Origin of the sequence: Desulfitobacterium sp. PCE1 (genome assembly GCF_000384015.1) — a bacterium.
In the GTDB taxonomy this organism is placed as follows: Bacteria; Bacillota; Desulfitobacteriia; order Desulfitobacteriales; family Desulfitobacteriaceae; genus Desulfitobacterium; species Desulfitobacterium dehalogenans.
The window spans coordinates 116,986-130,517 of sequence record NZ_KB913023.1 but is presented as its reverse complement, the minus strand read 5'-3'; the positions used below and the strand labels follow the sequence as shown (position 1 = coordinate 130,517).

Sequence of the window (13,532 nt, the reverse complement as noted above, 5' to 3'; positions counted from 1 at the left end):
AGTCATTGGCTGTTCCTTGTTGTTTAGTTTTCAAAGACCATGGACGGTCTGGGTGTCGCTGGAGCCATGGACGGCGGGAAGCGACCAAAGACCATTTTGACCATTTTTGTGTTTTTGTGGCTAAACCACATTTATAAATGATACCAGCAAACTTTGGATTTGTCAACTACCATTTTTTATTTTTGTTCCTGCAAGGCACTTGTTGTTTGCGGAACATTTGATACTATACCACAGTCAACTTTGACTTCTCAATCATTAAAATATACCTTATTTTTATATATTTCGTATTTTTACCTACTTTATCTTCTAATATCTCTCTATATTACTTGATTACACAAATATTATTACTTCATTCATGATTTATTTACAGTCTTTCAATCAGTTCATGGTGCGCAATATAGAGAGAAAGGGAGACGATGCTCATCATGCATTCGTCTCCCAGGCGTAACCCAAACAAACTTGTATCCTTATTGTAAATTACTCATACTTTAGTGCATTAGAAACTTGATGTTATTTTATCGATGTGACCATTATAGGCGTCCTTAGTCGTCTTCTCTAGGCCGCATAGTGGGGAAAAGGATGACGTCACGGATGGACGGCGAATCGGTCAAGAGCATCACCAGTCGGTCGATACCGATTCCTAGTCCACCTGTGGGGGGAAGGCCGTACTCTAAAGCCTGGACAAAATCCTCATCCATCATATGGGCTTCATCGTCACCTTTAGCCCGTTCAGACACTTGGGCTTCAAAACGTTGTCTTTGATCGATAGGATCATTTAATTCCGAGAAAGCATTCCCTAATTCTCGGCCGTAAGCAAAGGCTTCAAAACGGTCCGTATACTCAGGGTGCTCGGCGTTTCTCTTGGCTAAGGGAGAAATCTCCACTGGATGACCAATAACAAAAGTCGGCTGTATTAGATTGGGCTCGACAAATTCCTCAAAGAACTCGTTAATGATCTTACCACGTGAACTTCCCGGTTCAACCTTAAGGCCTTTTTCCTTAGCTGCCTGTTGTGCTTCTTCATCCGTATGAATCTGGCCAAAGTCCACTCCCGCATACTCTAAGATTCCATCGAGCATGGGCAAACGACGCCAGGGTGTCTTGAAATCGATCACTTGGCCTTGGTAGGTAACTTCGGTGGTTCCATGAACTTCTTTGGCAATGGTAGAAATCATGTTCTCAGTGAGCTCCATGATATCCTCAAAATTTGCGTAAGCCTGATAGAGCTCCATCATCGTGAACTCCGGATTATGCTTAATAGAAATCCCTTCATTGCGGAAGTTTCTTCCTATTTCAAATACCTTATCAAAGCCTCCGACAATTAATCGCTTTAAGGGAAGCTCCAAAGCAATGCGCAGATAAAGATCTATATCTAAAGTATTGTGATGAGTGATAAAGGGACGGGCTGCTGCCCCACCCGGAATAGTATGGAGAGTAGGTGTCTCCACTTCTAAGAAGCCTTGGCCTTCCAAGAAGTTTCTCATAGTCCGGATAATCTTGCTTCTCATAACAAAGACATTGCGGACTTCCGGATTCATAATGAGATCTACATACCGTTGACGATAACGGAGTTCAACATTGGTTAAACCGTGAAATTTCTCCGGCAGGGGACGCATGGATTTGGATAAAATCTGAACCTCAGTGGCATGCACTGAGATCTCTCCACGCCGTGTCCGGAACGCAGTACCTTTGACGCCAATGATGTCACCGATGTCAAACTTAGAAATCAGCTCAAACCACTCTTCACCTATATCATCTTTGCGGATATAAGCTTGAATCTGGCCGCTAAAATCTTGTATATGAGTAAATATCACTTTACCTTGGTCTCTTTTGGACATCATACGGCCGGCAATCTTGACCACTTGACCCTCGAGGGTATCGAATCCATCCAGAATCTCTTGGGCCATATGAGTTCTCTGATACCGATCCGCATAGGGCTCTACTCCATATTCTCTTAACTGATCCAGCTTGTCCAAGCGAACCCGCCAGAGATCATTTACTTCATCCATTAATCATACCTCCAACAGTAATTCCTTTAACAATTTTACCAAAACTCAATAACATTAAACAACATACTTAGCTAAAAAGTTCTATAATAAATATCCAATATCCAAAGGTATTTTTAATATTTCATTCTCATAGTGAAACAAAGTGTCGGCAAGAATTCTTGCCGACCTTTTGTCAGGATACCACCTGAGTAGTTTCAATCAATTATCGAATATCCACAATCTCATAGTGCAGAATGCCTGCGGGAACGTTGATTTCCACAACCGTTCCTTTCGCTTGTCCCAGAACTGCCTTTCCTACAGGAGATTCATTGGAGATCTTATTGGAGCCCGGATCCGCTTCTGCGGAGCCGACGATGGTATATTCCTCTTCCTCACCAAAATCCTTATCTCTCAGAACAACGGTAGTCCCAAGAGCGACGAATTCGCTACCCTCTAAATCATCAATGACCCGAGCATTCCTTAGCATTTTTTCCAAAGTAATAATACGGCCTTCAATAAAAGCTTGTTCGTTTTTGGCGTCATCATACTCTGAGTTTTCGCTGATATCTCCAAACTCGATGGCCTGTTTGATGCGTTCAGCCACTTCTCGACGTTTTACCGTCTTCAGAGTTTCTAATTCATCTTCTAATTTCTTCAATCCTTCGATGGTCAGAATTACTTCCTTTTCGGCCATTCAATATCGCTCCCTTTTCTCATCCTACGCATGGCGCTTTTTCCGCGCTTCATTTAAATAAATTAGGGCTTTACTGCCATAATATGTAAACCCCGCTATTTGCATTACTCGTATTATATGTTCACTTCAAAATAATGTCAAGGATTCCGCGATGTACCTATCATACGAATACGCTCTAATATTCTTCCTGAAACTATTAATGTTATGCATTTTCTTGCAAAATCCTTTGGAATAGATTCTTCATTTCTAAGGACGTTTTAGTCTGCATAATATGGTCACGCAGCTGTGCGGCATTGCGGATCCCTTTAATATACCAGACAGCATGCTTACGCATTTCGTTAAGGCCAACCCGTTCTCCTTTATAGCTCAGCACACGATCAAAATGCTCCATAGCACCTTTGATTTTCTGCTCTAAGGAAGGCTGTTCAAGTAAAGCGCCATGATTCAAAAACGAATCAATCTGCGGAATAAGCCAGGGGTTGCCAAGACTTCCCCGGCCCACCATAACCCCATCACAGCCCGTTTCTTCCAAAACTTTCTTAGCTTCCTGGGGGGAAAAAATATCCCCATTGGCTATAACCGGGATGCTTACTCCCTCTTTAACCTTCTTTATCCAATCCCGATCGGCAGTCCCTGCGTAAAATTGCTCCCGGGTTCGACCATGGACGCTGACCATCTGAACACCTACAGCTTCCACCCGCTTGGCCAACTCCGGAGCAACAATCGCATCTGCAGTCCAGCCAAGACGCATTTTGACCGTCACCGGAACCTCCACCGCCTTCACAACGGCTTCAGCAATGCGCTGAGCTAAGGGAAGGTCCTGCAACAATGCTGAACCTTCCCCGTTTTTGACGATTTTAGGCGTTGGACATCCCATATTAATATCAATAATCTCAGCATCCCGCTCCACCGCTAAAGCCGCCGCCTTTGCCATGACTTCAGGCTCTGAGCCGAATATCTGAACAATGCGCGGGGAAACCTCCCCGGAAAGATCCAACATCTCCAAGGTCCGCGAGTTCATATAAGTTAATGCCTTATCGCTGATCATCTCTGTCCAGACATGACGCCCCCCCACGGAACGAACAGTCTCCCGAAAAGCCTTGTCCGTAACACCGGCCATAGGGGCTAGAAAAGCGGGGATACCCAGCTCAAATTTTCCTAAACGCATAGTTCTCCAATCTACCAATCAGGGCTGTTGGTTACAATTTTTTTCATAAATTAATAATAAGCCTTCTAATGTTAAAAAGGGGTCCACGATTTCAATTTCCTGAGAATCCTCTTGGATCAATTCCGCTAAACCGCCTGTGGCAATGACGCGGGTTTCTCGCCCTAACTCTTGCTTCATCAACGTCACAATCCGATCTACTTGTCCGGTATAGCCATAGTATATCCCTGACTGCATCCCCGCTACCGTATTTTTGGCAATGACGCTTTTCGGTCTGACAATTTCAATACGAGGCAATTTAGAGGCCCGTTGGAACAAAGCTTCCGTAGAAATCCCTATCCCCGGAGCAATGGCTCCACCCAGATACTCCCCTCGCTTTGATATCGCACAGAAAGTCGTGGCCGTACCGAAATCGACAATGACTAAGGGGCCTCCATATTTGTGATAGGCAGCCACAGCATTGACAATACGGTCGGCTCCCACCTCACGAGGGTTATCGTAGACGATGGGCATACCGGTCTTCACTCCCGGTCCGATGACCAGGGGCTCCACATCAAAGTACTTGCGCGCCAGCGATTCAAGGGTAGGCATGACCGGAGGAACCACGGAGGACATCACTACGGCTTTAATCCGGGACATATCGAGTCCATTAAGATCAAAAAGATTCTTAATAATCACTGCATACTCATCCACTGTACGGGATTTATCTGTAGAAATCCGCCAATGGTAAATTAATTCTTTTTGGTCGTATACACCAAGGACAATATTGGTGTTCCCCACATCAAATACAAGAATCATAGTTATTCTCCTTAGTTTACAATTAGATCTTTCAGCGATTACTGCTTATAAAAATTACTCCGGACTATACTGCTCCTCCGCTCTGAGGCTCACTTCTCCTGAAGAAAAGGTTATCTCCTGCCCTTCCTGGTCAAGGACAAGTTCCCCGTTATCTCTAATCCCTTTAAAAATTCCCCCGTAGGAGATCCCTGCCTTTTCTATCCGCACAGGCCGATTGATACCTACCGCAAAAGAGGTCCAACGTTGGATAAGACCTTGGACATCGCCCTGCTCTAAAGACTGAACTTCCTTTTCCAGATTAAAAAGCAACTCAGCTGTCAGGTGATTCAGATTAACCTCATGGCCCAAGATATCCTGCAAGGTTATAGCGGGTATCTTAGGACTAAGTGTCTGGCCAGAGAAATTGGCATTGACCCCAATCCCCAGGATAAGGGTCTGTACCGTATTCCACTCTCCAGCTACTTCGCCAAGGATTCCAGCGATTTTTCTTCCCTGTATCACTATATCATTAGGCCATTTAATCCTGACTTCTAATCTATAAAGATCCTGCAGAGTCTGAGCCAAAGCCACCCCCGCACTCAGAGTAAGCTTAGCCGCGTCCCCCAAGCTCAGCCTGGGTTTAAGCAACAGACTCAACCAAAGCCCTCCATCTGGGGACTCCCATACCCTCTGCATCCGTCCATGACCTATTGTCTGACGCTTGGCGATAACCACCGTCCCATGCTCTCCCCCTTGACGCGCCATGTCCTTGATTCGGTCATTGGTGGAGGGCAATTCTTCAAAGAGAAAAAGCTGCCTGCCCAGAGCCTGAGTCCTGAGCTCCTGCTGCAGAGCCCATAGATCTATGGCGCAAGGTATCTTAACGAGGCGATACCCTTTCTTGGTCTGGCCCTCTATCTCATATCCCGCTTCCTTTAATCCCTGAATCTGCTTCCAGACCGCCGCTCGGGTGATACTGAGGGCTTGGCTGATACTCTCACCGGAAACAAATTCTTCTCTCTGTTGGTTCTTTAAGATATCCAGAATCTTATTTCGCACAGTTCTCTTCCTTTTCCCAATGCTCCTTGGTTGAAGCCTTAATATCTCCAATATCCAAGGAAAAGTCCATGGCTTTCACCGAATGGGTGATCGCTCCCATAGAAATAACATCCACCCCAGTTTCAGCCACAGCACGAAGGTCGTCTTTCTTGATGCCACCGGAAGCTTCCACCACAGCTCTGCCTTGAACTATCTCCACCGCTTTACGCATGGTTTCTAAATCCATATTATCCAACATAATGACTTCAGCGCCGACAGCCACTGCTTCTTCCACTTGCTCAAGACTTTCACATTCCACTTCTATCTTAACCATATGTCCGATTCTGCTGCGGGCTGCTTCCACTGCAGAGCGGATGCCTCCGGCAGCCGCAATATGATTATCCTTCAACATTACGGCATCATACAGACCGAAGCGATGATTCTGTCCACCACCCATACCCACGGCGTATTTTTGCAGCATTCTCAGGCCCGGTATGGTCTTGCGGGTATCTGTAATGCGAGCGGACAGCCCATGACATTCCTTTACTGCCTCATCAGTCGCAGTAGCCACTCCGGAAAGTTGCTGCAAAAAATTTAAAGCAGTACGCTCCGCACTCAAAATAGAGCCGACGGCACCGGCGATCTCCATAACAACAGTTCCTCGCTCAACCTTTTCCCCGTCTGTTTTTATAATGGAGACTTCAAGTTGAGGATTCACTGCCTTAAAGACCTGCTTTGTTATTTCCAATCCACAAACGATTCCCGTTTGCTTGGCATAGATCTTGGCATAAGTCTTAGAGGTTTTGGGGAAAATGGCAGAACTTAAATCCCCCGTTCCCAAATCCTCCTGTAAAGCCCGTTCAATCAACTCTTGATACTGGAATGGTGCAAACATTATAGCCCTCCTTTGTTTGAATGGAATGTTTTAAATCCTTTGTATGGGTTTCAGGATAATCCCAACGGTAATGTCCCCCTCGGCTCTCTTCACGTGCCAAAGCAGCCCGAGCTACACAATGACCGATCGCCAGGAGATTTTTTAATTCTAACTGAGCGATCTCCCTTTCAGGTATAAAGGTCCTGTCCCAGTCCCCTATAAGCTTAATAGCCTTCTTCAAGCCTTCTTCTTCTCGGATAATACCCACATATTCCCACATCAGCTCTTGAAGTTCCACACGTTTAAGTTGATTTCTTAAATATCCCGGACAGGATTCATCTTTTTCTGTATGGATATCACTAAGCTGAGGGTCCATGAGTCCCTTAGACCGGGCCGTATTCACAATATCTTCCACGATACGCCCTCCAAAGACGAGACCATCCAGCAAAGAATTGCTGGCCAACCGATTTGCCCCATGGACACCATTGCAAGCGCATTCCCCACTGGCATAAAGATTGGGGAGGCTTGTCCTTCCCATTTCGTCCGTGCGGACTCCACCCATCATATAGTGTGCGGCAGGTGCCACAGGAAGTCGATCCTCCAGGACATTGATCCCGTAATCCAAGCAGGTCTGATAAATCATGGGGAAACGTTGCTTCACTTTTTCTAAACCTATAGGCCGGAAATCCAAATATACCTCACCCTTAGCCTGCTCTCTCCAGATCTCTCTTGCTACCACATCCCGTGGCGCTAACTCTTTTCCGGAGATATCTTCCATAAAACGTTCTCCTCGAACATTCAGGAGGTGAGCTCCTTCTCCCCGAACGGCTTCTGAGATTAAAAACCGAGGTGCACCCGGAATAAAAAGAGCTGTGGGGTGAAATTGGACAAACTCCATATCCATTAACTGTGCTCCTGCCCGATAAGCCGCTGCCATGCCATCCCCTGTAGCCACTTCGGGGTTGGTAGTATAACAGTAGAGCTGGCCTAACCCCCCTGTAGCCAAAACCACAGCTTGGGCCAAATAAATCTCCAACTCTTGGGTTTTACCATTGAGACTGAGTACCCCGATGACTTCACCCTTTTGGTTTTTTAAGAGATCCAGTAGGAATTGCTCTTCTTTAACGAGAATCCGCTCTTCCCCAAGAGCCTGGGCAATCAGAGTCCGTTCGATTTCTTCCCCCGTAGCATCTCCATTGGCATGGAGAATCCTTCTGCGACTGTGGGCGGCCTCCTGAGTAAAAGCCAGCTTGCCGTTTTTTCTGTCAAAATGGGCTCCCATCCGAATCAACTCTTCGACCCGCAAAGGACCATCTTCCACCAAAACCCGAACGGAATCGGATTCGCATAATCCTGCACCTGCATAGAGAGTATCCTCGTAATGCAAAGAGGGAGAATCCTCTTGGTCTAAAGCTACAGCGATCCCCCCTTGAGCATGCTTAGTGTTGCTCTCCGGAATCCCCTTCTTGGTCAGCACAGTGACCTCAAAATACTCGCTGGCCTTAAGAGCTGTGTATAAGCCTGCTATTCCGCTTCCGAGAACCAACACTCCTGTCGAATAAATACGACATTCCTCAGCGCGCCAAGGCACCAAATATCTTCTCATGGTTATCCTCCTACCCCTATCCTACCCGTACTATCTTTTTCCTCTATTCTTATCGTTCCCTGAGTCCTACGATAATCCTCCTAATACATGCGACCCTGAAAATAACCCCAGAAAAAAGCTAAAAAGACCCGCAAGCGTAGCTTTGCGCACAAGAGCGAGAGGATTTAGCGGAAGGGCGGTCGGGTCAACGAGGCTTTCTTAACGTAGCGGGCCACCGGTTCACATGCAGAAAGCAGCGGGGTTTGGCGGAGCTGTTAAGAAAGCGAGTTGACCAGTCCTGGAGCTATGGAGTGAGCGTTGTGCGCAAAGCTACACGACCCGGCCAACATTTTTCATTCAGGCTGTCAGCTTTGAGAATCCTAAGACTCTCGTCCGTGTATCTCCTCATGGGCAATCTTCACCGGATTATTACCTTCATCCACGAATATTACCTTCGGTTCATAGGCCCGGGCCGCCTCATCAGTGAAAATCCCATAAGAAATAATAATCACCTCATCCCCCACTTGAACTAAGCGGGCTGCAGCCCCATTCAGACATATGGTACGCTCTCCTCTCTTTCCAGGAATAACATAAGTCTCTAAGCGGGCTCCGTTATTATTATTTACAACCTGAACTTTTTCATTAGGAAGGATATCCGCAGCCTCCAGGAGTTCTTCATCAATGGTAATGCTTCCTACATATTTAAGATTGGCTTCAGTGACTGTGGCCCTATGAATCTTGGACTTCATCATGGTTCGGAACATTTACATCTCCTCCAAAACTTTATTATCAATCAGGCGGGTTGAACCAAAGCGCACGGCTAAGGCGATGAGTACTTTTCCTTCGATCTGTTCTACCCGGCGCAGGTTTTCCGCCGAACGAATCTCTACATAATCAATTTCTCCAGAACTTTCATTTCTAATCAATTCCTTAATTCTCTCTTCGATGCTCTGAGCGGAACGATCTCCCTGACGGATCCAGTTCTCTGCCTTCCCAAGGCTCCTCTGCAACACAAGTGCTTCCGCCCGTTGCTCAGGACTTAAGTAAATATTTCTTGAACTCAAGGCCAACCCATCTTTTTCTCTGACAATGGGTACCCCTATGACTTCAATAGGAAAATTCAGATCCATCACCATTTGACGTATGATTAAGTACTGCTGATAATCTTTTTGACCGAAATAGGCGCGATCCGGCTGAACAATATGAAAGAGTTTGCTGACCACCGTAGTCACACCACGAAAATGACCCGGTCGGGAAGCTCCGCAGAGGCTGTCTCCCAGCTCATTCACTTCCACATGGGTGAGATTCTTTGACGGATACATCTCTTCGACTTCAGGATTAAAAATCAAATGTACCCCAGCCCCTTCGGCCTTCTGGGCATCCCGTTCCAAATCCCGGGGATAGCGGGCAAAATCCTCGTTAGGACCAAATTGCAGCGGATTGACAAAAATACTCATCACCACAAAAGCACCGCTTTTCTTAGCCTCTTCCACCAAAGTTAAATGCCCTTCATGCAAATACCCCATGGTGGGCACCAAGGCTATGCTTCTTCCCTGGCTTCGTTGCTCTTTGATGATTTCCCGGACTTCAGAGATTTTTTTACAGATGATCATGATTCATTCGTCCCTTTCTCAATCTAAGTGCTGAAAATCTATTTCATTAGCCTATTCATTTCTTCCCATACTTCTTTAGAATAAGCCCCCCCGTTAAACTCCATCTTTTTTTGCCCGATGTCCAAGGTATAGAGGCCCAAGGCTCGGTATACGGGGTCGATCTTCACCGGCATGTGCTCCAGATGTCCCCGAATCACATCCACATCCCCCCGGGCTATAGGGCCGGTAAGTGCCTGGGGAAGCCCTACATTTTCTAAGTTCTGCAGAGCGCCCTTCATTAGTGGAAGCAAGCTTTCCAAAGCTTCTTGTTTAGTAATGCCCGCTTCCTCAAATAATTGAACGGCCAGGCTCACCAGGGTTACCAGGTAATTGGAAGCCACTACGGCCCCGGCATGGTAGAGGGGCTTTTGCTGAGGATCCAATCGGTGAGGGATTCCTCCTAACTGAGTTACAATCTCGAAGCCGATTTCATCCGCATCCCCTTCAATCCCAAAGTGAGTTCCTGGAATAAGCTCCACTGCCTGATCAATCCCGGCGAAAGCTTGCAAAGGGTGAAGGGATAGATAGTGTATCGGTAAATCCTTATCCACTTGCATGACACGAGAGCTTACAGAACCTGAACAATGAATCCAAATTTGCCCTTCTTTATAGAGTTTCCCCTGAGTCAATTCCTCAGCGGCTGTGCGAATCGACCCATCCTGTGTCGTAATAAAGAGAAGATCTGCTTCAGGGATCCATTCCTCCAGCGGACGCTTCTCCCAATGAAGATAGGTGCAAAACCTCTCATAAGATCGCTGGCTGCGAGAGTGTACTCCTATCAAATTGTGTCCCGCTTCCCTCAAACGAATAGCGATGGCCGTCCCTACAATTCCTGCACCAATTATTCCGAAATTCATTTTAACCTCCCCTAACCCGAAAAAAATCCCACCGTCTGCTAATGTAAAAAAGCACCCCACAAACGTGAAGGTGCTATGCTATGCCTTGCTTTCCTTCTCCGTCTCGGTCATAACGATCCAAGCGGTATTCTTAAAAGCCAATTCAATCGATTCTTACTATACTATAAATCTATGAGCTCCTTAGGCCCTGAACATCCTTCCCCAGTACAATTCCTTTAGATATTGTCCGGTTTACTCAGATTCCAGTTGCCATACCTCTCCATCTCCACTAACTTCTGTAACCCTTCTTCCTGAAGGAAGAATATAGTGGGGAGCAATCTCTCGTAAGGGTGCCAGAACGAACTCCCGCTCTTCCATACGAGGATGTGGAAGAATAAGCCGATGATCTTCCCATACCTTATTATCATAATTTAAGAGGTCAATGTCAATGGTTCTTGGCCCCCAACGTATAAGTCTTTCTCTCCCGAGGGATTTTTCAATCTCCTGACAAAGATCCAACAAGTCCAAAGGTGATAAGGACGTCTCAATCTCCAGCACTTGATTCCAAAAATCCGGTTGATCCACATTGCCCCAGGGCTTAGTTTCGTAGGTGCCGGACTTTTTGATGATCTTAACTTCCGGATGAGCCGCCAATTTTTGGCAGCTCTGCAGCAAATAATACCCCCGGTCCCCCATATTGCTTCCGATACTCAAATATGCTCTCACCGGTTTTTCTCCCTATAAATTTCTACAAAGGCTTCATCAAAAATCCCCGGAATAGGGGCTTGAGGCTTATGAATGACGACACGCACCCCTTGACAAGGGAATTCACCAAGAACCTCCTCGGCGATTCGCTCCGCTAATCGTTCAATAAGATGGTATTTTTCCATCTTGACAATGGTTTTTATACGAGCGTAGACCTCAGCATAATTGATGGTATCCTCCACTTGATCGGATTGTCCCGCCTTGCTTAAATCGGCATAAAGATCAATATCCACGATAAAGGTCTGGCCGAGGATCTTTTCCTCACGGAGCACCCCGTGGTAGGCAAAAAACTTTAACCCTCGTAAAGCGATTCGATCACGCGCCACTAAAGTTCTCTCCTCTCTTGCGACGATAGATGGCATCCGCCATCTGTATCGCTCTCTTATTGGCCTGCACATCATGAACCCGAAGAATATCCACTCCGGCGGCTACACCTACCACACTGGTGGCAAGGGTTCCTTCCAACCGTTCCTCCATGGGGAGGTTCAGGGTTTGACCAATCATGGATTTCCGGGACGTTCCCAAGAGTATGGGGTGCCCTAAAGACCGGAACTCCCCTAAACGACTCATGATTTCCAGATCGATATCCAGGCTCTTGCCGAAGGCTGTTCCGCCAATGCCCGGATCGATGATAATCTGGTCACCAGTTAGCCCCTGTTCTTCAGCAAGATGAATGCTCTTTTTTAAGAAGGCCATCATATCCCCCATGACATGGTGGTAGCTGTTCCCTTCTTGGTTATGCATGACAATCACCGGCGCCTGATATTTACCTGCAACCTCCGCCATTTTAAGGTCCTTTTGCAATCCCCAGATATCATTAATCATATGTACCCCAGCGTCCAGTGCCTTCTCCGCCACTTCCGACTTATACGTATCCACGGAGATCGGAATAGAAAGCCGTGGCAATAAAGCCTTGATGACTGCCTCCAAGCGATTCCATTCTTCTTCGGCACTGACCGGATCATGTTTTAAGCGGGTGGACTCTGCTCCGATATCCAGAATATCTGCCCCCTGCTCAACCAAAGCTTCAGCTTGTTTGATGGCATGTTCAAAGGTATTAAATTTTCCTCCATCTGAGAAGGAGTCCGGCGTCAGGTTGAGTATTCCCATAATCAGGGTCCGCTCACCCAGCACAATTTCCTTCCCGCGACAGGAGAGAACCCTTTGCTTAGGAGGTTCCAGGGCTTCAAGAAGGCTTTTTAAGCTCTTGCCCAAATCCTTTAAGCCAAAGGGTTGAGCCGCCAGCTTCTGACTGAGCCGGCGAAAATGTTTCGTCGTCCCCACCAGCAGAATATCGGTCGCTTCAATCTTATTGACAATGACATTACGATGAACTGCTGCGTCCCCTCCCAGAGAAAGCATTTCCTGCTTAATGATATGGGCCGCTGGCAAGGGCACATTCTCAAGCTTGAGAGCTCTCCCAATAGGCTTACCAACCATATGGGCAATTCCCCCTGGGTCGGAACCGATGTGTTGCATCGCCTTTTTAGCTTCCATTTCGTTGTTCAGGTCAATCCAGCGCAGGGAATAATCTTTCATACATATATGACCTCCTTGTTGGAACCTTAAGTTTTAGATTAGAATGTCCTCCATTGCCTTAGTATATTTATAACATGCGGCCTTACTAGGGCAGCTCTTACAATCCCTTGCCCAATCATCGGCTAAAGCCAGGGCTTGCCCAAGGATACTGCTTGTCCTATCCGGATGGAGACGATGTTCTGAAATCCCTATGACAATTCTCTCAATCTCCGCATCCGTGAACCCGCAATCCCTGAGAATAGGCCTTGCCAACCGAGCGCCCGCCTGCGCATGGTCTTCCTGGCTTTCATATTCCACCCACCGGCCGATATCGTGCAAAATCCCCGCCGCATAGATGCTTTCCTTACCTACGCCATAACTCTCTTCCAACCTGATATTGGCATTATTTGTCCCGGCCTCAGAAAGACTGCCCCTGTCTTCTATGTATTTCTCTAAAAGATAAATGTAGGCAATTCTCGCTACTGCGAGGCCATGATCCGAGCCATGACGGCAGTACACTCGCTCCGCTTCAGCTTGTTTATTTTTGTCCGAAAACTCTTCATAACTCCTATGTTGAAGAATCCGGTTCACCCGAGGCATGGAGATCATGCCGGTACTCCTCCTGTCCAAGACTATCTTC

Annotated in this window: 14 protein-coding genes; all 14 read right to left on the bottom strand. The window is 46.7% G+C overall.

The window, feature by feature from the left end; all coding sequences use genetic code 11:
• Positions 1–542: 542 nt before the first annotated feature.
• The 14 genes from lysS to DESPCE1_RS0100575 all read right to left on the bottom strand — a co-directional run bounded on the left by lysS (position 543) and on the right by DESPCE1_RS0100575 (position 13,501).
• Positions 543–2,009 carry a lysine--tRNA ligase gene (gene lysS / locus DESPCE1_RS0100640; RefSeq protein ID WP_019849146.1) on the bottom strand — a complete coding sequence of 489 codons (1,467 nt, stop codon included), beginning with the start codon at positions 2,007–2,009 and terminating at the stop codon, positions 543–545.
• 202 nt (positions 2,010–2,211) lie between these two features.
• The gene (gene greA, locus DESPCE1_RS0100635) at positions 2,212–2,682 is read right to left on the bottom strand and encodes a transcription elongation factor GreA (RefSeq protein ID WP_014792121.1); all 471 of its coding nucleotides are present in this window, start codon (positions 2,680–2,682) and stop codon (positions 2,212–2,214) included.
• A 202-nt stretch (positions 2,683–2,884) separates the two neighbouring features.
• Positions 2,885–3,850 carry a tRNA dihydrouridine synthase DusB gene (gene dusB / locus DESPCE1_RS0100630; protein ID WP_019849145.1) on the bottom strand — a complete coding sequence of 322 codons (966 nt, stop codon included), beginning with the start codon at positions 3,848–3,850 and terminating at the stop codon, positions 2,885–2,887.
• Between the two features lie 18 nt (positions 3,851–3,868).
• Complete coding sequence (locus DESPCE1_RS0100625; protein ID WP_014792119.1) at positions 3,869–4,645, bottom strand: type III pantothenate kinase; 777 nt, start codon at positions 4,643–4,645, stop codon at positions 3,869–3,871.
• A 54-nt stretch (positions 4,646–4,699) separates the two neighbouring features.
• Positions 4,700–5,683, bottom strand: coding sequence for a biotin--[acetyl-CoA-carboxylase] ligase (locus DESPCE1_RS0100620; protein ID WP_019849144.1), 984 nt, complete (start codon positions 5,681–5,683; stop codon positions 4,700–4,702).
• The gene (gene nadC / locus DESPCE1_RS0100615) at positions 5,673–6,557 is read right to left on the bottom strand and encodes a carboxylating nicotinate-nucleotide diphosphorylase (protein WP_019849143.1); all 885 of its coding nucleotides are present in this window, start codon (positions 6,555–6,557) and stop codon (positions 5,673–5,675) included. Before nadC ends, DESPCE1_RS0100620 begins: the two co-directional genes overlap by 11 nt.
• Positions 6,523–8,142, bottom strand: a complete 1,620-nt coding sequence (nadB, locus tag DESPCE1_RS0100610; RefSeq protein ID WP_019849142.1) for an L-aspartate oxidase — start codon at positions 8,140–8,142, stop codon at positions 6,523–6,525. The genes nadC and nadB overlap by 35 nt, the downstream gene beginning before the upstream one ends.
• A 359-nt stretch (positions 8,143–8,501) precedes the next feature.
• Entirely contained in the window at positions 8,502–8,885 is a 384-nt protein-coding gene (gene panD / locus DESPCE1_RS0100605; RefSeq protein ID WP_014792115.1) for an aspartate 1-decarboxylase, read from the bottom strand.
• Positions 8,886–9,734, bottom strand: a complete 849-nt coding sequence (gene panC / locus DESPCE1_RS0100600; RefSeq protein WP_014792114.1) for a pantoate--beta-alanine ligase — start codon at positions 9,732–9,734, stop codon at positions 8,886–8,888.
• Positions 9,735–9,772: 38 nt separating this feature from the next.
• Positions 9,773–10,630, bottom strand: a complete 858-nt coding sequence (locus tag DESPCE1_RS0100595; protein ID WP_019849141.1) for a Rossmann-like and DUF2520 domain-containing protein — start codon at positions 10,628–10,630, stop codon at positions 9,773–9,775.
• 231 nt (positions 10,631–10,861) lie between these two features.
• Complete coding sequence (gene folK, locus DESPCE1_RS0100590; RefSeq protein ID WP_019849140.1) at positions 10,862–11,335, bottom strand: 2-amino-4-hydroxy-6-hydroxymethyldihydropteridine diphosphokinase; 474 nt, start codon at positions 11,333–11,335, stop codon at positions 10,862–10,864.
• Positions 11,332–11,700, bottom strand: a complete 369-nt coding sequence (gene folB / locus DESPCE1_RS0100585; protein ID WP_019849139.1) for a dihydroneopterin aldolase — start codon at positions 11,698–11,700, stop codon at positions 11,332–11,334. Before folB ends, folK begins: the two co-directional genes overlap by 4 nt.
• Positions 11,690–12,913: a dihydropteroate synthase gene (gene folP, locus DESPCE1_RS0100580; RefSeq protein ID WP_019849138.1), complete on the bottom strand. Its 1,224-nt coding sequence runs from the start codon at positions 12,911–12,913 to the stop codon at positions 11,690–11,692. The genes folB and folP overlap by 11 nt, the downstream gene beginning before the upstream one ends.
• A gap of 33 nt (positions 12,914–12,946) precedes the next feature.
• Positions 12,947–13,501, bottom strand: a complete 555-nt coding sequence (locus DESPCE1_RS0100575) for an HD domain-containing protein (RefSeq protein ID WP_019849137.1) — start codon at positions 13,499–13,501, stop codon at positions 12,947–12,949.
• Positions 13,502–13,532 lie beyond the last annotated feature (31 nt).